Source organism: Nonomuraea sp. NPDC001699 (assembly GCF_053596455.1).
This window is the reverse complement of record NZ_JBSFGF010000003.1, coordinates 275,487-295,224: the sequence shown is the minus strand read 5'-3', so window position 1 is coordinate 295,224 and position 19,738 is coordinate 275,487. Positions and strand designations below refer to the sequence as shown.

General features: G+C 71.7%; 14 protein-coding genes. 5 read left to right on the top strand and 9 right to left on the bottom strand.

Features of this window, described 5'->3' with window-relative positions; genetic code table 11:
- Window positions 1–23: 23 nt before the first annotated feature.
- Entirely contained in the window at window positions 24–3,164 is a 3,141-nt protein-coding gene (gene ileS, locus ACWCSU_RS11520) for an isoleucine--tRNA ligase (protein ID WP_449934925.1), read from the bottom strand.
- Between the two features lie 449 nt (window positions 3,165–3,613).
- On the opposite strand from ileS, the gene ACWCSU_RS11515 reads away from it, so the two are divergent.
- The 3 genes from ACWCSU_RS11515 to ACWCSU_RS11505 are packed head-to-tail and all read left to right on the top strand — an operon-like array spanning window position 3,614 to window position 5,485.
- Complete coding sequence (locus ACWCSU_RS11515) at window positions 3,614–4,003, top strand: TraR/DksA family transcriptional regulator (RefSeq protein WP_449935102.1); 390 nt, start codon at window positions 3,614–3,616, stop codon at window positions 4,001–4,003.
- Window positions 3,967–4,563, top strand: a complete 597-nt coding sequence (gene lspA, locus ACWCSU_RS11510) for a signal peptidase II (protein ID WP_397039032.1) — start codon at window positions 3,967–3,969, stop codon at window positions 4,561–4,563. The genes ACWCSU_RS11515 and lspA overlap by 37 nt, the downstream gene beginning before the upstream one ends.
- Window positions 4,556–5,485, top strand: coding sequence for an RluA family pseudouridine synthase (locus ACWCSU_RS11505; protein WP_357705397.1), 930 nt, complete (start codon window positions 4,556–4,558; stop codon window positions 5,483–5,485). Before lspA ends, ACWCSU_RS11505 begins: the two co-directional genes overlap by 8 nt.
- Window positions 5,486–5,496: 11 nt before the next feature.
- Here the strand turns inward: ACWCSU_RS11505 and ACWCSU_RS11500 are convergent, their stop codons facing one another.
- The 6 genes from ACWCSU_RS11500 to ACWCSU_RS11475 are packed head-to-tail and all read right to left on the bottom strand — an operon-like array spanning window position 5,497 to window position 12,147.
- Window positions 5,497–6,777: a protein kinase domain-containing protein gene (locus ACWCSU_RS11500; protein ID WP_449934924.1), complete on the bottom strand. Its 1,281-nt coding sequence runs from the start codon at window positions 6,775–6,777 to the stop codon at window positions 5,497–5,499.
- Between the two features lie 9 nt (window positions 6,778–6,786).
- Entirely contained in the window at window positions 6,787–7,098 is a 312-nt protein-coding gene (locus tag ACWCSU_RS11495) for an AzlD domain-containing protein (protein WP_357705399.1), read from the bottom strand.
- Window positions 7,095–7,757 (bottom strand): AzlC family ABC transporter permease, encoded by a 663-nt coding sequence (locus ACWCSU_RS11490; protein WP_357705400.1) that lies wholly within the window; start codon window positions 7,755–7,757, stop codon window positions 7,095–7,097. Before ACWCSU_RS11490 ends, ACWCSU_RS11495 begins: the two co-directional genes overlap by 4 nt.
- Window positions 7,758–7,767: 10 nt before the next feature.
- Entirely contained in the window at window positions 7,768–8,631 is an 864-nt protein-coding gene (locus ACWCSU_RS11485; RefSeq protein ID WP_357705401.1) for an AraC family transcriptional regulator, read from the bottom strand.
- Window positions 8,628–10,352, bottom strand: a complete 1,725-nt coding sequence (locus ACWCSU_RS11480) for a protein kinase domain-containing protein (RefSeq protein WP_449934923.1) — start codon at window positions 10,350–10,352, stop codon at window positions 8,628–8,630. Before ACWCSU_RS11480 ends, ACWCSU_RS11485 begins: the two co-directional genes overlap by 4 nt.
- A 10-nt stretch (window positions 10,353–10,362) precedes the next feature.
- The gene (locus ACWCSU_RS11475; RefSeq protein ID WP_449934922.1) at window positions 10,363–12,147 is read right to left on the bottom strand and encodes a serine/threonine-protein kinase; all 1,785 of its coding nucleotides are present in this window, start codon (window positions 12,145–12,147) and stop codon (window positions 10,363–10,365) included.
- 286 nt (window positions 12,148–12,433) lie between these two features.
- On the opposite strand from ACWCSU_RS11475, the gene ACWCSU_RS11470 reads away from it, so the two are divergent.
- A complete protein-coding gene (locus ACWCSU_RS11470) occupies window positions 12,434–13,327 on the top strand; it encodes a chorismate mutase (RefSeq protein WP_449934921.1) in 894 nt (297 codons plus the stop codon).
- A gap of 27 nt (window positions 13,328–13,354) precedes the next feature.
- On the opposite strand, the gene ACWCSU_RS11465 is transcribed toward ACWCSU_RS11470, so the two are convergent.
- Window positions 13,355–14,437: an SGNH/GDSL hydrolase family protein gene (locus ACWCSU_RS11465; RefSeq protein ID WP_449934920.1), complete on the bottom strand. Its 1,083-nt coding sequence runs from the start codon at window positions 14,435–14,437 to the stop codon at window positions 13,355–13,357.
- A 168-nt stretch (window positions 14,438–14,605) separates the two neighbouring features.
- Window positions 14,606–15,970: an amino acid permease gene (locus tag ACWCSU_RS11460; protein WP_357705406.1), complete on the bottom strand. Its 1,365-nt coding sequence runs from the start codon at window positions 15,968–15,970 to the stop codon at window positions 14,606–14,608.
- A gap of 169 nt (window positions 15,971–16,139) precedes the next feature.
- On the opposite strand from ACWCSU_RS11460, the gene dnaE reads away from it, so the two are divergent.
- Window positions 16,140–19,667, top strand: a complete 3,528-nt coding sequence (dnaE, locus tag ACWCSU_RS11455) for a DNA polymerase III subunit alpha (protein ID WP_357705407.1) — start codon at window positions 16,140–16,142, stop codon at window positions 19,665–19,667.
- The last annotated feature ends 71 nt before the right edge of the window (window positions 19,668–19,738 follow it).

Sequence of the window (19,738 nt, the reverse complement as noted above, 5' to 3'; positions counted from 1 at the left end):
CGGGGGCCCAGGGCGGCGCGGTGTCAGGCGCGGCGGAGGTGGAAGGTCAGGCCCAGGTCCTCGTCGTGGTGGGCCGGGAGGTCTTCCCGGGGCCCCTCGGTGAGGGACGTGGCCAGCACCTCGTCGGCGACCGTCCCGCCGTCGGCGCGCAGGGCGGCGGCCAGGTCGGGGGAGGAGGCGGTCCACCACAGGTCGATGCGGTCGGTGATTGACAGGCCGGAGGACTTGCGGGCCTCCTGGACCAGGCGGATCACCTCGCGCAGCAGGCCCGCGCGGCGCAGCTCGTCGGACAGCTCCAGGTCGAGGGCGACGGTCTCGCCGGTGCCGGTGCCGATGGCGCCGCTCTCCACGGCCCAGCCCGCGCGCGGCTGCTCGGTGACGATCACCTCGTCGGGGCCGAGCATGATCTCGCCGAGCTCGTCCGCCTCGATCATGACGGGGGTGCCGCCACGCAGCGTACGGGCCACGCGGGTGGCGTCGGCGGCGGTCACCGCGGCGGCCACCAGCTTGGTACGCGACCCGAACCGCTTGCCGAGCGCCCGGAAGTTCGGCTTCACCGTGTACGACACGAGATCGGAGTCGAATCCGGACATGTCCTCAAGAGCCTGGACGTTCAGCTCGTCCGCCACCAGCCCGCGCAGCTCGGCGGGCAGCGACGGCCACCCGTGCGCGCCCACCAGCGCCCGGCGCAGCGGCTGCCGCGTCTTCACACCGGAGGAGGCACGGGCCGAGCGGCCCAGCTCGACCAGGCGGCGGACCAGCGCCATCTGGTCCGACAGCGCCGGGTTGAGCAGGTCCTCGCGCACCTGCGGCCAGGAGGCCAGGTGGACGGAGGAGGGCGCGCCGGGCGCGCGCAGCACGTCCCAGAGGTAGTCGGTGACGAACGGCGTGATCGGCGCCATCAGCCGGGTGACCGTCTCCAGGCACTCGTACAGGGTGGCGAACGCGTCGCGCGAGCCCTGCCAGAAGCGGCGGCGGGAGCGGCGGACGTACCAGTTGGACAGGTCGTCGAGGAAGTCGGCCAGGCGGCGGCCGGCGCGCTGGGTGTCGTACTCGTCCAGGGACGCGGTGACCTCGGCGACCGTCCGGTGCAGCTCGGCCAGCACCCAGCGGTCCAGCAGCGGACGCTCGGCGGCCGGGGGAGCCGGCTCGGCCGGCGTCCAGGACTCGGCGTTGGCGTACAGGGTGAAGAAGGAGGAGGTGTTCCACAGGGTCAGCAGGACCTTGCGGACGATCTCCTCCAGGGTGTTGTGCCCCACCCGGCGGGCCGACCACGGCGATCCGGAGCAGGCCATGAACCAGCGCAGGGCGTCGGCGCCGTGCTGGTCCATCAGCGGGATCGGCTCCAGGATGTTGCCCAGGTGCTTGCTCATCTTGCGGCCGTCCTCGGCCAGGATGAGGCCGAGGCAGAGCACGTTCTCGTAGGAGGACTGGCCGAAGACCAGCGTGCCGACCGCCATCAGCGAGTAGAACCAGCCGCGGGTCTGGTCGGTGGCCTCGCAGATGAACTGCGCGGGGTAGACGCCCTCGGGCTTGCCGCGCGCGCCCCACTGCGCGAACGGCATCGAGCCCGAGTCGTACCAGGCGTCGATGACGTCGGGCACGCGGGTGGCCGGCGCGCCGCAGGAGGGGCAGTCGAAGGTCACGTCGTCGACGTACGGGCGATGGGGGTCGAGCGCGGAGACGTCCTGGCCGGCCAGGGTGCCCAGCTCTTCGAGCGAGCCGACGCACGTGACGTGGCTCTCGTCCTCCGAGCACACCCACAGCGGCAGCGGCGTGCCCCAGTAGCGCGAGCGCGACAGCGACCAGTCGACGTTGTTGCGCAGCCACTCGCCGAACCGGCCCCACTTGATGGTCTCGGGGAACCAGTTGGTGCCGGCGTTCTCCGACAACATCTGGTCCTTGACCGCGGTGGTGCGGATGTACCAGGACGGCAGCGCGTAGTACAGCAGCGCGGTGTGGCAGCGCCAGCAGTGGGGGTAGGAGTGCTCGAAGTGGCTGCCGCGGAACAGCAGGCCGCGCCGGCGCAGGTCCTCGGTGAGCTCCTCGTCGGCGTCCTTGAAGAAGCGGCCGCCGACCATGGGCACGTCGTCGAGGAAGCGGCCGTCGGGGCCGATCGGGTTGACGATGGGCATGTCGTACCGCTTGATGACGGCCATGTCGTCGGCGCCGAAGGCGGGGGCCTGGTGGACCAGGCCGGTGCCGTCCTCGACGGTGACGTAGTCGCCGAGCACGACGTAGTGGGCGCCGGGGATGTCGACCAGGTCGAAGGGGCGGCTGTAGCGGGTGCGCTCCAGCTCGCGGCCGGTGCAGCGGGCCACCTCGGTGACGTCCTCGCCGAGGACGGACAGCAGCGGCTCGGCCACCACGAGCACCTCGCCGTCGGCGGTCCTGGCCGCGACGTAGGTGACGTCGGGGTGCACGGCGACGGCCGTGTTGGACACCAGCGTCCAGGGCGTGGTCGTCCAGATGAGCAGCGCGGCGCCCAGCTCGGCCAGCGGCCCGGACGTGACGGGCATGCGCACGTAGACCGACGGGCTGGAGACGTTCTCGTAGCCGCCGGGCTGGCCCAGCTCGTGGTCGGACAGGCCGGTGCCGCAGCGCGGGCAGTACGGCGTGATGCGGAAGTCGCGGAACAGCAGCCCCTTGTCGAAGACGGTCTTGAGTGACCACCACACCGACTCGATGTAGGACGGGTCCATCGTCCGGTACGCCTGGGACAGGTCGATCCAGTAGCCCATGCGCTCGGTCATCTGCTCGAACGCGTCGACGTGCCGCAGCACCGACTCGCGGCACTTGGCGTTGAACTCGGCGATGCCGTATTCCTCGATGTCCTTCTTGCCGGTCAGGCCCAGCTCACGCTCGATGCCGACCTCGACGGGCAGGCCGTGGCAGTCCCAGCCGGCCTTGCGCGGGACGCTGAAGCCGCGCATCGACTTGTAGCGCGGGAACAGGTCCTTGAACACCCGGGCCTCGACGTGGTGCACGCCGGGCAGGCCGTTGGCGGTGGGCGGGCCCTCGTAGAAGACCCAGGAGGGGTTGCCGGCGTTCTGCTCGACGGACCGCTCGAAGATCTTCCCGTCCCGCCAGCGGTCGAGGACCTCGCGCTCGAGCGCGGGCAGGTCGACCTGCGCGGGAAGAGAGCGGAAAGATGGGGAAGACATGTCGGGCAGGACCTCCACGCGTCAGCGGCCGGTTGTGGCTTGCGTGAAGGGACGAAGCCTCGCGGCTCCGCGGTACCACCCTTCTTGGCCTCGGGAGAGGCCCTCTTCATTCGCCTGCTGCCGGGTCTAGTGAGCTCTGCCGAGCCGTTCTTCCGGCGGCTCCGGGGTGATATCCCTCACAGCGGGCCCCATCAACGCCTTGCAGTCTCAAACCATAACGCAGAGTGGGGCCGAAGACTTCCAGAGCCCCCGGACGCCCGCCGCGTCGGCACACCGCGTTGGTACACGGGGAGGAAATTTGTGGGAATGGACGTGCCTGGGCAGGAGTTGAACGGGCGAGGCGGGATAGTACGGGTGAGGTAAACCATCCGGCGGGTCGTTTGCCGTTCCGTTATGAGGATCCTAAGCTGCCCGCACCATTCACGGCCTTGATCAGCATGGAGGCAGCCATGGCGGCAGTCACGCAGACCGCTACACCGTCGATGTGGTCGGAAGAGGAGCTGGCCGAGGTACGCGGCAGGCTGCGGACCGAGGTCGACGAGCTGGAGGCCGACATCCTCCGCCACGAGTCGGAGATAGCCTCGGGTGATGTCACCCAGGGCGCGGGCGACGACCAGGCGGACGCCGGCGCCAAGACGTACGAGCGCGAACGCGAGATCGCCCTTACCCTGAATGCGCGCGATCTGGTCGCGCAGAACGAACGTGCGATCGCCAGGATCGACGCAGGGACCTATGGAGTGTGCGAATCGTGCCACAAGCCGATCGGCAAGGAACGCCTTCAGGCGTTCCCGAGGGCGACGCTGTGCGTGGCCTGCAAGCAGAAGGAGGAACGCCGGTAGGCAGACCGCGCGGACGTCTCCTCGCGATCCTCACCGCGCTGGCGGTCGTCGTGTACGCGGCCGACCTGATCAGCAAGACGATCGTGTTGCGCACGCTCGAAGGCAAGGCACCCCTCGTCGTCCTCCAGGACGTCCTGCAGTTCCGGGTGATCTTCAACTCGGGCGCCGCGTTCAGCATCGGCACGGGGATGACGTTCGTGTTCACGTTCATCGCGGCGGGCGTGGTGGTGGCGATCGTGCGCACCGCGCGCAAGCTCCGCAGCCTGCCGTGGGCGATCACCCTCGGGCTGCTCCTCGGCGGGGCGCTCGGCAACCTGACCGACAGGCTGCTGCGCTACCCGTCGGGGTTCGGCCGGTCGTCGCAGCTGCAGGGGCACGTCGTCGACTTCATCGAGGTGCTGCCCGGTCACTTCCCGGTGATCGACTACTTCCCGGTGTTCAACGTCGCCGACTCGGCGATCGTCTGCGGCGGCATCCTGGCGGTGCTGCTGGCCTGGCGCAACGTGCAGATCGACGGCACCAGGGAGACCACGACCGGGAAGGAGGCCCAGGATGACTGAGCGGCGCAGCCTGCCCGTTCCCGACGGGCTGGAGGGCGAGCGGGTCGACGCGGCCATCTCGCGGCTGTTCGGCTTCTCCCGTACCCGCGCGGCCGAGCTGATCGCCGCCGGCGAGGTGCAGGTCGACGGCGGGCAGCCGGCCAAGTCCGACCGCGTGCACGCCGGCGCCTGGCTGGAGGTGACGCTGCCGCCGCCGGTCACCACGCCGATGCCGGTGGCAGAGCCGGTGCCGGGCATGACGATCGTCTACGAGGACGACGACATCATCGTGGTCAACAAGCCGATCGGGGTGGCCGCCCACCCGACCGTCGGCTGGACCGGCCCGACCGTGATCGGCGGCCTGCTCGGCGCCGGGCACACGATCGCCACCAGCGGCGCGGCCGAGCGGCAGGGCATCGTCCACCGGCTCGACGCCAACACCACGGGCGCGATGGTCGTGGCCAAGAGCGAGCACGCGTACTCGGCGCTGAAGCGGGCCTTCAAGGAGCGCACGGTCGACAAGCGCTACCACGCGCTGGTCCAGGGCCACCCCGACCCGTTCAGGGGCACCGTCGACGCGCCCATCGACCGCCATCCCTCGGGCGAGGGCAAGTTCGCCGTCGTCGCGGGTGGCAAGCCGTCGGTCACCCACTACGACACGATCGAGGCGTTCCGGGCGGCCTCGCTGCTCGACATCAAGCTGGAGACCGGCCGTACGCACCAGATCCGCGTGCACATGTCGGCCCTGCGCCACCCCTGCGTCGGCGACATGCTCTACGGCGCCGACCCCACGCTCGCGGCCCGGCTGGGCGTCACCCGGCAGTGGCTGCACGCGGTCGCGCTCGGCTTCGAGCACCCGGCCACCGGCGACTGGATGTCCTTCAGCACCGACTACCCCGAGGACCTGCAGAAGGCGCTCGACGCCGTCGCCGCCGACTCCTGAGCGGACCCGCGCTACTCCTCGCCGTCCTGTGACGGGTCGATCTGGCCCGGGGACCTGGAGGGGGCGTCGTCCTGCTTCTGCCGCTGCTCGTCCTTCTCGGTCGCGGACCTGGTGGGCGTCGGCTTCTTCGCGGGGGCGCTGGTCCGTTCGCCGCGCGGCGAGGGATCGGCCGATCGCGCGGGATGCGAGGTGGCGGGGGGCGGCTGCGAGCCGGTGACCGTGTCCTTCGGCGTGTCCTCCGGCGTGGTCTTCGGCGTGTCCTTGGGCGCGTCGCTGACGGGTGGGGTGACGAGCGCCGGGATCGTCGGGGCGCGGCCCTGCACCGGCCGGTCCGACTGCTTCGTCCACCACGCCGCGCCGCCGGTGACCAGGCCCACCAGCAGCGCGCCCGCCGCGACGGCCAGGATCGGCGTCCTGCGGGGGCGGCGCACGGCCATCGGGGGCACCGGGACCGGGCCGGTCTGCTCCAGTGGCCCGCCGGTCAGGATCAGCCTCAGCCGTTGCTCGGCCTCCTCCAGCGACATGCGTTGCGAGGGGTTCTTGCGCAGCAGCCCGAGGAGCACGGGGGCCAGCACGCCCGCGCGGGCCAGCGGTTCGGGCTCGGCGTGCATGACCGCGCCGAGCGTGGCCAGCGCGTTGTCCCGGTGGAAGGGGGAATGGCCCTCGACCGCCATGTACAGCGTCACGCCCAGCGACCACAGGTCCGAGGCGGGCCTGGCCTGGCCGCCGGCCGCCCGTTCGGGGGCCATGAAGGCGGGGGTGCCGATGAGGATGCCGGTCCTGGTGACGGGGGCCTCGTCCTCGGTGGTGGCGATGCCGAAGTCGGTGAGCACCGCCCGTCCGTCCTCGGTCAGCAGCACGTTGTCGGGCTTGACGTCACGGTGCAGCACGCCCGCCGCGTGCGCGGCGCGCAGCGCCTCCAGCAGTTGCATCCCGATGGCGGCGACCTTGCCCGGCGGCAGCGGGCCGTCGGTACGGATGATCTCGCCCAGGGTGCGGGAGTGCACGAGCTGCATGACGATCCACGGATGCCCGCCTTCCTCCAGCACGTCGTAGACGGCCGCCACCCCCGGGTGCGCCACCCGGCCGGCCGCCCGCGCCTCGCGGAACGTGCGTACGGCGAACACCTCGCGTTCGGGGCCGCTCAGGTCGGGAGGCGGGAGCACCTCTTTGACGGCCACGTCACGGCCGAGCACCTCGTCGTGGGCCTGCCACACGGTTCCCATACCGCCCTGGCCGATCGTCCTGAGCAGCCGGTAGCGGCCCCCGACCATCCCCGCAGAATCGGACATGCACGCCGACTACCCGAGAAACATCCGGGCAAGCGCGGTGACGACGGCCGCCGCCGCCAGGATGACGAGGAACGGCGCCCGCAGCAGCAGGGCGACCACGGCCGCCGCCAGCCCGGCCGTGCGCGCCGGGTCGAAGGCGGGCCTGCCGTCCTCGGTGAACATCTGCACCGCGATCAGGGCCGCCAGCAGCGCCACCGGCACGAGTTCGGCGAACCTGCGCACCGCCGGATGGTCCAGCACCCGGCGCGGCGCGGCCAGCCCGGCCAGCTTGAGCGCGTAGCAGCCGAGGCCGACCGCGACGACCGCCCACCACACCGTCATCGCACCATCACCACCAGCACCGCCACCGCCGACAGCAGCACCGGCACGCCGGGCGGGAAGAACGGGCTGGCCGCCAGCGCGACCGCGGCCCCGGCCACGGCCAGCACCCGCAGCCGCCCGCTGGCGGCCAGCCGCGGCCACAGGATGGCCAGGAACGTGGCCGGGCCCACGGCGTCGAGCCCGAGGACGCGCGGGTCGCCCAGGAAGGACGTGCCGACCGCGCCGGCGAGGGTGGTGAGATTCCAGGCGACGTACAGGCTGGCGAAGGTGGTGAGGAATCCGGTGCGCGCCGACGGCTCGTCCGGCTGGGCGAGCGTGACGGCCGTGGTCTCGTCGATCACGCCGTGGGCGGCCAGCAGGCGGCGCGGGCCGCGGACGTTCAGCAGGTCGGCCAGGCGCAGGCCGTAGAGGGTGTTGCGGCCGCCGAGCAGCAGCGCGCCCGCCGACGCCGCCACCAGGTCCCCGCCCGCGCCGATGGCCCCGGCCAGCGCGAACTGGGAGGCCCCGGTGAAGGCCAGCAGGCTCAGCACGCACGCCTGGGGCACGCTGAGCCCGGCGGTGACCGCCGCCGCGCCGAACGCGAGGCCGGACAGCCCCACGGCCAGCCCCACACCCAGGCCGTCCCGCACCGCGGCGGACCGGCGAGTTGTCTGTTCCATGAAGAAAAGTTTATGAACTGGGCAAATGTCCGGTCTTGTACGTTCCTGCGGCCCGTTGGTAGGCGGCGGGCGGCACGCCCACGACGCGTTTGAAATGCCGGTTCAGGTGGGCCTGGTCGGTGAAGCCGACGTCCGCGGCCACCTGCGCCGGGCGTATCCCCGCCAGGAGCAGCCGGCGCGCCTGCCGGATGCGCAGCGAGGTGAGGTAGGCGTGCGGCGGCAGGCCCGTCACGGCCTTGAACGCGCGCAGCAGCGGGAACGGCCGCACCCCCACCGCCTCCGCCAGCGCCTCCAGCGTCGGCGGGTCGAGCAGGCTCTCGTGCAGCAGCGCCATGGCCTCGCGCACCGCCTGCCGGCCGGCGCCCGGCGGTGCCGCGTCCGGCCTGGGGGCGGCGTGCCTGGTCAGCAGCCGGGCGAACAGCGTGCGCGACAGCGTGGAGGCGGCCAGCGCGTCGCCGCGCTCGGCCGCCTGGTGCGCCCGTTCGAGCAGCGCCGCCATCTCCGGGTCGCGCACCACCTGCTCGGGGAAGTACGGGGTGGCGAGCGGCGCGTCGAGCTCGGCCGCGATCCCGGCCACCGCCTCCACCGACGGATAGAGCATCCGGTACGCCCACCCGCCCGGCGTGCCCGCCTGACCGGTGTGCACCGAGTCCGGGTTGACCAGCACCAGCTCGCCCGCGCCCGCCCGGTGCAGCGTGCCGCGGTAGTCGAACTCCTCCACGCCCGCCACGATCAGCCCGATGGCGTACCCGTCGTGGACGTGCCGGGAGAAACGATGGGTGACGTAGCGGGCCTTGAGCAGGTCGGTCCCGGGGACCGCCGGATGCCGCCAGAACCGGGCCCGTTCGCGCGCGCCGTCGTGCTCCGGCGTCATTCCGGGCGGAAGGTCTTGGCGAAGGTGTCGAACCAGCGCCGGTCGGTGGCCCAGCGGGAGTCGAGGGTCTCCCAGTACAGGGCGTACGGGCGGCCGGCGGCGGTGTGGAAGCCGCGGTTGATCACGTGGATGAGCTCGCCCTCGCGCATGCGGGTGAACTCCCAGTCGGCGGCGCGCAGGCCGAGGTAGTCGGTGGGGGTGATGCCGATCCGGGTGTAGCGGTCGAACTCGCCCTTGGCCTTGATCTCCTTCTCCAGGCCGATCCAGTGCTGCTCCGGGTCCTTCCAGGGGATGTCGGGGACGGTCCACTCGACGATCAGCACGCCCGGGGTGCCGGGGCCGGAGATGCGGATGCTGTCCCTGGTCGGGTTCTTGGCGGCCTGCCAGGTCTTGGGGACGGCCATGGAGAAGTGGCCGGTGGCGCTGGTGAGGGGGCGCCAGCCGGCGGGGACGTGCGGGGCTGTGGTGGTGGGCTCGTCCGTCGGCTTCTCGGTGGGGTCACCGGAGCGGGTGGGCGTCGGTTCCTTCGACGGCGGCGTCGAGGGGGTGGGGACGTCGGTGGCGGGCGGCTGGGCGCCGATCGTCGGGGTGGGCGTGGAGGGGCCCGACAACTGCTGGTAGAGCAGCACGCCGCCGCCGCCCAGGAGCGCCAGGACGGCCACCGCGGCCGGCACCGCGACCCACGCCGCCCGGCCGCGCCGCCGCGGGGCTCCGGGGACCGTCCGGTGCGGCGGGCGCCCGTCATCGGTGACGGGCCTTGAGCCCTGCGGCGCGGGGTAGGGGCCGCCCGGCATGGGCTGGGGGCCGCTCGGAGCGGCGTGGGGGTTGTCCGGGGTGGTGTGGGGGTTGTGCGGGGCGGGGGCCGGGGGCGCGAAGGGGGTCGACCACATCGGGGTCTGGTCGGCCATCAGGGGTTGCCCGGTCGCCACCTGGTGGAGCAGGCGCGCGGCCTCTCCCGCGGGCATCCTGGCCGCCGGGTCACGCTGCAGCAGCCCCATGATGACCGGCCGCAACGCCGCCGAACGCACGGGCGGCTCGGGCTCGTCGCGCAGCACCGCCGCCACCGTCGCGGCCCACGAGTCGCGCTTGAACGGCGGCCGCCCCTCCACCGCCGCGTACAGGGTGGCGCCCAGCGCCCACAGGTCGGACTCGGGGCGGGCGGGCTCGCCGTTGAGCCGCTCCGGCGGCATGTACGCCGGGGTGCCCACCAGCCCGCCGGTCGCCGTCAGCCCGGACTCGGCCTCCAGGGCGGCGATGCCGAAGTCGGTGAGCACGACCCTGCCGTCGTCGGCCAGCAGCACGTTCTCGGGTTTGACGTCACGGTGGAGCACCCCGGTGGCGTGGGCGGCCCGCAGCGCGTCGAGCACCCGGCCGCCGACCATCGCCACCAGCGCCGCCGGGAGCGGGCCGCGCTCGCCGATCACCTCGGCCAGGGAACGGGACCGGACGAGCTGCATGACGATCCACGGCCGGCCGTCCTCCTCGACGACGTCGTGGATGACGATCACCGACGGGTGGTCGAGGCGGCCCGCCGCCCTGGCCTCCCTGATGGTCCTGCGGTTGAGGTCGGCCCGCTGGGCGTCACCGACGCCCGTGTAGCGGACCTCCTTGATCGCCACCGTACGGTCGAGCAGCTCGTCGTAGGCACGCCAGACCACCCCCATGCCGCCCTCGCCGAGGGGCTCGATGAGGCGATACCGGTTGCTGACCTGCCTTTCCACGCAGGGAAGCCTACTTCGCGGGTTTGAAGGTCGCGGCGAAGCCCTCGAAGAAGTGGTAGTCCTTCTTCCAGTGGCTGTTGAGGGTGTGCCAGTAGATGGCGTACGCCCTGCCGTTGTCGGTGACGAAGCCCCGGTCGCGCACCCGTGTCTTGCCCGTGTCGGTGTTCCAGGTGAAGTCCCAGTCGGCGGCGGCCTTCATGTAGTCGACCTTCTTGATGCCGAGCTTCTTGTAGCCGCCGAAGTTGTTCTTGAGCGACGGCTCCTGCCTCTTCCAGTCCTTGTACGGGTCCTTGCCGGGCTTGGCCGCCTCCTCGATCATGAGGTAGGCGTTCGGGGCGCCGCCCGGGCCCTTGAACTTGACCTGCCGGCCGCCGCGGGTCCAGACGTCCCAGCCCTTGGGCAGCCCGATGGAGAAGCCGAGCTGCTTGTCCTTGTACATCTTCCAGCCGCTGGGCAGCGGGTCGGACTCCTCCGTCTTGTCCGGCGTGGACGAGGGCGAGGAGGACGGCGTGACGGTGGGCGCGACGGTGGCGGTGGCCGTGGGCTTCGGCTCGGTGGCCGAGGCGGACGCGGAGGGCGAGTGGTGGACCTTGGCGGACTGCCTGGCCTGCGGCGAGCTGGACGACTGGTTCTCGGGGGCCGAGCTCAGCCCGAGGTAGCCGCCGATCCCGGCGACCAGCACGACGGCCCCGGCCGCCAGCGCGATCGGCCCGTACCTGCGGCCCTCCTGGCGGGCGCTCATCGTCGGCTCGCCCGTGGGCGCGGCGTCCCTGGTCGAGACCGTGGGACGCCGGCCGGTCTCGGGAGGCGGCGGCGTGCCGGTGGCCCTGCTCCTGGGCGTGGGCACGGGGGCGGGGATGGGCAGGTCGGGGTCGGTCGGGGTGTCGTCCTCGTCCTCGTCCTCGACGGGGGCGGGCGCGGGAGGGGGGACGCGCAGCTTCCGGCTGGGGAAGCGCCTGGTCTCCGGCGCGCTCGACGCGGTGGCGGCCTCGCGCAACATCCGCGCGGCCTCCTCGTACGACAGGCGCTGCACCGGCTCCTTGACCAGCAGCCCGCTGATCACCGCGGCCAGCGGGCCCGCGTGCGTCGCGGGGTCGGGCTCGTCGGTCAGGACGGCGTGCATCGTGGCCAGCGCCATGCCGCGCTCGTGCGGCGAGCGGCCCTCGACGGCCGTGTAGAGCGTCGCGCCCAGCGACCACAGGTCGGACTCGCGGCGCGCCGGCAGCCCCTTGAGCCGCTCGGGCGCGATGAACGCGGGCGTACCCGCCAGGCCCGTCACGGTGAGCTGCGTCTCGGTCTCCAGCGTGGCGATGCCGAAGTCGGTGAGCACGACCCTGCCGTCGTCGGCCAGCAGCACGTTCTCGGGCTTGACGTCGCGGTGGAGCACGCCGGCCTCGTGCGCCCGGTGCAGCGCGTCGAGCACGGCGATGCCGATCCCGGCCACCCGCTCGGGCGACAGCGGCCCCTCCTGCTTGATCACCGCCCCCAGGGAGCGCGACTGGACCAGCTGCATGACGATCCAGGGCCGGCCGTCCTCCTCGATCACGTCGTGGACGACGATCACATTGGGGTGCTCGAACCTGGCCGCGGCCCGCGCCTCGCGCATCGTGCGCCGGTTGAGCAACTGCACCTCGTCGCCCAAGGCGGCGGCGTAGCGGACCTCCTTGACCGCGACAGTGCGGTCGAGGAGCTCGTCGTGGGCTCGCCAGACGATGCCCATGCCGCCCTTGCCGATGGGCTCCAGCAGCTCGTACCGGCCGGCGATGCGGCGTCCGTCCTGCTTGCGATCCGACATCAACGGCCTCAAACCCTCCCTCTCGGCCAAGAAATACTCCCATAGCGAGGGATCATCGGCGACTCGCCAGAAGGTCAGTCCGGCATATGAGAAGGAACGTCCAGCAGGTGGAGGCGGGTGTAAGGTTTCAGACATGACTTGTCGCTACACCTTTACCGAGCCGGCTCCGGGAGGGCCGGTCGTCAGCTAGCGACCACCTGGAGTCGGCACAAGGCAGAGACGCCCCGTCTCTGCCTTTTTGGTTTTCCTGCCGGCTTCGCTGGGCCGGCCCGAGTGGGGAGTCGAGATGACATCGACCTTGGAGCGGCACATGGTGACGATAGGCGGGCTGCGCGTGGGTGACGGCCCGGCCGTGGTGATCGGCGGGCGGGTGAGCCTGCGCCCGCATCGGGGGCAGCTCGACGCGCGTGAGGCGCTGCGGGAGGGGGCCACGCTGGTGGAGCCGTACTCGGCGGCGGACCTGCCGGCGATCGCGGCGCTGGCCGCCGCCGTCGTGGTGGGGTCCGCGTGGACGCGGGACATCCCGCTGGTGCGGGCCGCCGCCGGGCTCGGGCTGCCGGTGGTGGTCGAGCGGCGGCCGTCGGCGTCGGTGGAGGAATGGGTGGGGCTGGCCGGCTACTGCGCCGCCGAGGGCAACGAGCAGGTGGTCCTGTGCGAGGGAGGCCGGCTGGACCTCGGGGTGCTGCGGGCGGCGCGGGCCGCGTCGGGGCGTCCGGTGCTGGCCGACGTCTCGCACGACCCGGGGCTGGCGGCGGCGGCCGTGGCGGCGGGCGCCGACGGTCTCGTGGTGGCCGGGCCCGGCGGCTCCGGCGCATCCGTCCAGGACGGCGGTCCGGGGGGCGCGGAGGCGGACGTGAGGGCCGCGGAGGAGGCCGTGACGCTGGTCGGTGCGCTGCTGCGGCCCGAGTCGCCCGCCACGCTGGCCGAGTGCCGGGAGGCGATCGACCGGGTCGACGCGGCGCTGGCCACCCTCCTGGAGCGCCGTGCCTCCCTGGCGGGCGTCGTGCAGCGGCTCAAGCCCGTCGGCGGGTTCGCCGGGCGGGATCTGGCGCGGGAGCGGGCGCTGGTGGCCAGGATGGCGGCGCGGGCGCCGCAGCTGGGTGAGGAGCGGCTGGCGGCCGTCATGAACGCGGTCATCGAGGCGGGCCTCCACCTGGCCGAGGAGCGCGCCCGTCGCTGAGCCCCGGCGGGCCGGCCGCCCGGGGGCTCAGCCGTCGGTGAGCCGGAAGTTGTGCAACGGGCGGCCGGGGCCGGTGGTGATCTGCCGGTTGATCAGCTCGGCGAAGCGGCGGTAGCCGTCGCCGGTGGGATGGTAACTGCGGGCGTTGACGGTCAGCGGGTCCATGTCCACGGCCAGGCTGTTGAGGTACGGCTGCGGCGTGCCGGCCTCGTGGCCCGTGAACGCCTCGTAGGCGTCGACGTACTCCACGCTGCCGGCGGCGCCGAGGCCGGCCAGGCCCCGGTCGTACTCGGCGGTGACGGCGCCGACGGTGTCGTTGAGCCTGCGGGCGACGGTGTTGAGCCAGCGCTGGTCGGCCACGCTCAGGTTGTCGACCGTGCGGACCGGCGAGGCGGGGAACGGCCTGGGGTAGCCCAGGACGATCACCCGGGCCCCCGGCGCGCGTGCGCGCAGCTCGCCGAGCACCCTGGACAGGCTGGGCCGCAGCTCGGCGATGCGCCGGGCGACCGCGGCGTCCTGGTCGACGCAGGCCGACGACCAGGGCAGCTTGACGATGCAGCCCGTCAGGACGTCGGTGAACCCGGCGTCGTTGCCGCCGATGCTGAGCGTCACCAGGCTGGCCGACGGGCCGACACGGGTGATCTGCGGCGGCTGGCTGTGCTGGCCGGACAGGAGCTGGCGGGTGGTGGCGCCGCTGCAGGCGTAGAAGGCGCTGCCGCCGCTGAAGGGATGGGCCCCGGCCACCAGCGGCACGTAGGAGCCCCGGGAGCGGTGGCAGCGGTCGGCGCCGTCGTTGACCGGTGTCGCGTCCTGCGCGTAGACGCCTTCACCGGAGGAGTAGGAGTCGCCGAGCGCGACGTAGGTGCCGCTCAGCGCCGCCTGGACGGGCGTCAGCCGGGTCAGCCGCGGCAGCCTGCCGCGCGGCTCCTGGAGCGGCTCCTCCGGGCAGCCGGGGGAGAACACCGCGCAGGCGAGCTTCGGATAGACGCCCAGCGGCACTCCGGCCAGCGCGAGCACGGCCCCCACCGCCGCGGCCACCGCCGCGACCCGCCAGACCTGCCGTCGCCGCCGCTCCGCGCTGCCCCCGACCGGGGCCGAGGCAGCGGGCACGGCGGACACGGGGGAGGGGGCGGGCCCGGCGGTGTCCGGCGGCCCGATGGCGGGGACGGCGGGGACGGCGGGGACGGCCGTCGCCGTCTCGTCGAGTGCGGGATCCAGTGTGTCGTCCAGCTTGTCCAGTGTGGCCTCCCCCGAGCGGCGACTCCTGCCCGGACGAGCCTAACCCGCCTCCTGCGCGGCCTCCCGCAGCCGCCGGCGGCGGCTCACGGCCACCCAGCCGAGCGCGATGCCCGCGACCAGGGCCGGGATCAGGAAGAAGGCCACCTGCTGATCGCGGTCGGCGAACGGCATCAGCAGGATCACCAGCACCAGGAAGCCCAGCGTCAGCCAGTTGGTGTACGGCGAGCCCGGCATCGGGAACGACGACCGGTGCCCCGTGGCGCGCAGCCGGATCTGGCAGTAGACCAGCACCCCCCAGGTGGTGATCACCCCCAGCGAGGCGACCGCCGTGGCGATGTTGAAGGCGCGCTCGGGCAGGTAGTAGAACAGCGCCACGCCCCCGAGGAACATGGCGGCGGTGAACACGATCCCGCCGATCGGCACGTGGCGGGAGCTGAGCTGGGCGGCGAAGGCGGGGGCCTCCCGTTTGGTGGCCATCGAGCGCAGGATGCGGCCGGTGGCGTACAGGCCCGAGTTGCAGGACGAGAGCGCGGCCGTGATCACCACGAGGTTCATCGCGTCGGCCGCCCAGGGCACCCCCAGCCCGGCGAAGAACGTGACGAACGGCGAGGTGCCGGCGCGGTAGGCCGTCCAGGGCAGGACCATGGCCAGCAGCAGCACCGAGCCGACGTAGAAGATCGCGATGCGCCAGATCACGCCGTTGATCGCCCGCGGCATGACCTCGTGCGGCCGGGCGGTCTCGCCGGCGGTGATGCCGACCAGCTCGATCGAGGCGTAGGCGAACACCACCGACTGCAGGCTCATCAGCACCAGGGGGAAGCCGGTGGGGAGGAAGCCGCCGTGCGCGACCAGGTTGCGCGGCCCGGCGTCGCCGACGGCGAACACCACCAGCACCAGCGCGACCACCAGGAAGATCACGATGGCCAGCACCTTCAGCATCGCGAACCAGAACTCCAGCTCGCCGAACAGCCTGACCGACAGCAGGTTGACCACCAGCACGAACCCCAGCGCGAGCAGCGCCGTCAGCCATTGGGGGAAGCCGCCGGCCCAGTAATGGATGTACGTGGCGATGGCGGTCAGCTCGGCGATGCCGGTGAAGGCCCAGTTGACCCAGTACATCCAGCCGCTGGCGAAGGCGGCCCACGGGCCGATGAACTCGCCCGCGTACTCGACGAAGGAGCCCGAGGCCGGGCGGTAGAGCACCAGCTCGCCGAGCGCCCGCATGACGAAGAAGGCGGCCAGCCCGGCGGTGGCGTAGGAGAGCACGAGCGCGGGCCCGGCGGCGGCCAGGCGGCCGCCCGCGCCGAGGAAGAGGCCGACGCCGATCGCGCCGCCGATCGCGATCATCTGGATCTGGCGGTTGCCCAGCGCGTGGCTGTATCCCTCGTCGGACTGCGTGCGCACCCGGTGTCTCCTTCATTACTTTGCGTGAGGGAGACGATATCGAGGCCGGTGGCCGCGACGCTTCCGGCGCGCCGGTTCCGCGGGGCGCGCGAGGCGGCTCCGGGATGTCGGTCCGGGCCACTAGAGTCGGAGCGCACCATCGCATCCAGACCCGGGGAGGCGCCGCTCCATGTCGTCCAGCGACTCGTTCGTCCATCTGCATGTGCACACCGAATACTCCATGCTCGACGGGGCCGCCCGGCTCAAGCAGATGTTCAAACAGGTCGGCGACCTGGGCATGCCCGCCATCGCGATCACCGACCACGGCAACATGCACGGCGCGTACGACTTCTACCGGCAGGCCACCGCCGCCGGCATCAAGCCGGTCATCGGCATCGAGGCCTACGTCGCGCCGGAGCTGCGGCACAACAAGAAGCCCGTGCTGTGGGGCGAGCCGCACCAGAAGAAGGACGACGTCTCGGCGGGTGGCTACTACACCCACATGACGATCTGGGCGCGCAACAAGACCGGCCTGCACAACCTGATGAAGCTCAGCTCGCGCGCCTACACCGAGGGCTTCGTGCGCAAGTGGGCCCGCATGGACGCCGACATCCTGGCCGAGCACGCCGACGGCCTGATGGCCACCACGGGCTGCCCGTCGGGCGAGGTGCAGACGAGGCTGCGGCTCGGCCAGTACGACGAGGCGCTCAAGGCCGCCGCGAAATATCAGGAAATCTTCGGCAAGGACAATTTCTTCCTGGAGATCATGGACCACGGCCTCGACATCGAGCGCCGGGTCCGCGACGGCCTGACCCGCATCAGCAAAGAGCTCGCCATCCCGCCGCTGGTCACCAACGACTCCCACTACACCTACGAGTCCGACGCCGCCTCCCACGACGCCCTCCTGTGCATCCAGACCGGCAAGCAGCTGTCCGACCCCGACCGCTTCCGCTTCGACGGCTCCGGCTACTACATCAAGACCGCCGACGAGATGCGCGCGGTCGACTCCTCCGACCTGTGGGCCGAGGGCTGCCGCAACACGCTCCTGGTGGCCGAGAAGGTCGACCCGGCAGGGTTCTTCGAGTTCAAGAACCTCATGCCCACCTACCCCATCCCCGACGGGCTGACGGAGAGCGAGTTCTTCCGCAAGACCGTCTGGGAGGGCATGGACCGGCGCTGGCCCGAGGGCTACGACGCCGAGCACAAGCGGCAGGCCGACTACGAGATCGGCATCATCGAGCAGATGGGCTTCCCGAGCTACTTCCTCGTGGTCGCCGACTTCATCATGTGGGCCAAGGAGAACGGCATCCCGGTCGGCCCGGGCCGTGGCTCGGCGGCCGGCTCGCTGGTGGCGTACGCGATGGGCATCACCGACCTCGACCCGCTCCCGCACGGCCTGATCTTCGAGCGCTTCCTCAACCCCGACCGCGTCTCCATGCCCGACGTCGACATCGACTTCGACGAGCGCAGGCGCGGCGACGTGATCCGCTACGTGACCGAGAAGTGGGGCGCCGACAAGGTCGCCATGATCGCCACGTTCGGCACCATCAAGGCGAAGGCCGCCATCAAGGACGCCGGTCGCGTCCTGGGCTATCCCTACGCGCTGGGCGACAAGGTGTCCAAGGCGTTCCCGCCGGCCGTGATGGGCAAGGACATCCCGCTGTCGGGCATCTTCGACAAGGACCACCCGCGCTACAACGAGGCCGGCGAGCTGCGCAGGCTCTACGAGGAAGACGTCGACGTCAAGGCGACGATGGACCTCGGCAAGGGCCTGGAGGGCCTGATCAGGCAGACGGGCGTGCACGCCGCCGGCGTGATCATGTCCCGCGAGGTCATCACCGACCACATCCCGATCATGCGCCGCGACTCCGACGGCGCGATCATCACGCAGTTCGACTACCCGACCTGCGAGACGCTCGGCCTGCTGAAGATGGACTTCCTGGGCCTGCGCAACCTCACGATCATCGACGACTGCCTGAAGATGATCGAGTCCACCACCGGCGAGCAGATCGACCTGCTGAAGCTGCCGCTCGACGACCGCAAGACGTACGAGCTGCTGGGCAGGGGCGACACGCTGGGCGTGTTCCAGCTCGACGGCGGCGGCATGCGCTCGCTGCTGCGGCTGATGAGGCCCGACAACTTCGAGGACATCTCGGCCGTCGGCGCCCTCTACCGTCCCGGCCCGATGGGCGCCAACTCCCACACCAACTACGCCCTGCGCAAGAACGGCCAGCAGGAGATCACCCCGATCCATCCCGAGTTCAAGGAGTCGCTGGCCGAGATCCTCGACACGACCTACGGCCTGATCGTCTACCAGGAGCAGGTCATGGCCATCGCGCAGAAGGTCGCCGGGTTCTCGCTCGGCAAGGCCGACCTGCTGCGCCGCGCGATGGGCAAGAAGAAGAAGGCCGAGCTGGACAAACAGTTCGAGTCCTTCGAGAGCGGCATGAAGGACAACGGCTACTCGGCCGCCGCCGTCAAGACGCTCTGGGACATCCTGCTGCCCTTCTCCGACTACGCCTTCAACAAGGCCCACTCGGCGGCCTACGGCCTGATCTCCTACTGGACGGCCTACCTCAAGGCCAACCACCCGGCCGCGTACATGGCGGCGCTGCTGTCGAGCGTGAAGGACGACAAGGACAAGTCGGCCCTCTACCTCAACGAGTGCCGCCGCATGGGCATCAAGGTGTTCCCGCCGGACGTCAACGACTCCGACTTCGACTTCACCCCGCGCGGCACCGACATCCGCTTCGGCCTGTCGGCGGTGCGCAACGTCGGCGGCAACGTCGTCGACGGCATCATCTCGGCGCGCAAGTCCAAGGGCCGCTTCGCCGACTTCAAGGAGTTCCTGCGCAAGGTGCCCGCGATCGTGTGCAACAAGCGCGTGATCGAGTCGCTGGTCAAGGCCGGGGCCTTCGACTCGCTGGGCCACGTGCGCAAGGGCCTGGTCATGGTGCACGAGCAGGCCGTCGACGCGATCATCGACATCAAGAAGAACGAGGCCATCGGCCAGGACTCCCTGTTCGGCGCGATCGACGGCGGCGAGGACCAGACCTTCGACGTGCAGATCCCGGTGGGGGAGTGGGACAAGAACACGCTGCTGCAGTTCGAGCGGGAGATGCTCGGGCTCTACGTCTCCGACCATCCGCTGTTCGGCGTGGAGCACATCCTGGCCGCGGGGGCCGACTGCTCGATCGCCGCCGTCCAGGACGAGAGCCGGGCCGACGGGCAGGTCGTGACGCTGGGCGGCATCCTGAGCGGGGTGCAGCGCAAGGTCACCAAGAAGGGTGACACGTGGGTGCTCACCCAGCTTGAGGACCTCGAAGGCGCGATCGAGGTGATGATCTTCCCGTCGTCGTACCAGCTGTGCTCGACGATCCTGGCCGAGGACGCGATCGTCTTCGTCAAGGGGCGCATCGACAAGCGCGAGGACGTCGCGAAGATCATCGCCATGGAGGTGACCGCGCCCGACCTGAGCCAGGAGGCGGGCGGGCCGCTGCTGGTGAGCCTGCCGCTGACCCGGTGCACGCCGCCGGTGGTCGGGCGGCTGAAGGAGATCCTCACCACGCATCCGGGCACCTCGGAGGTGCACCTCCAGGTGCACAACGGGCCGAAGACGACCGTCATGCGGGTCGACGACCGCCTCCGGGTGTCGCCGTCCCCGGCGCTGATGGGCGACCTCAAGCAACTCCTCGGCCCGGCCTGCCTGGGCGCCTGACCCGCAGGGCCTCCCCGCCCGGCTTGTGGGTGGGTGCCAAGCCGGGCGGGGGAGGTGGGCAAAGGTCGCCG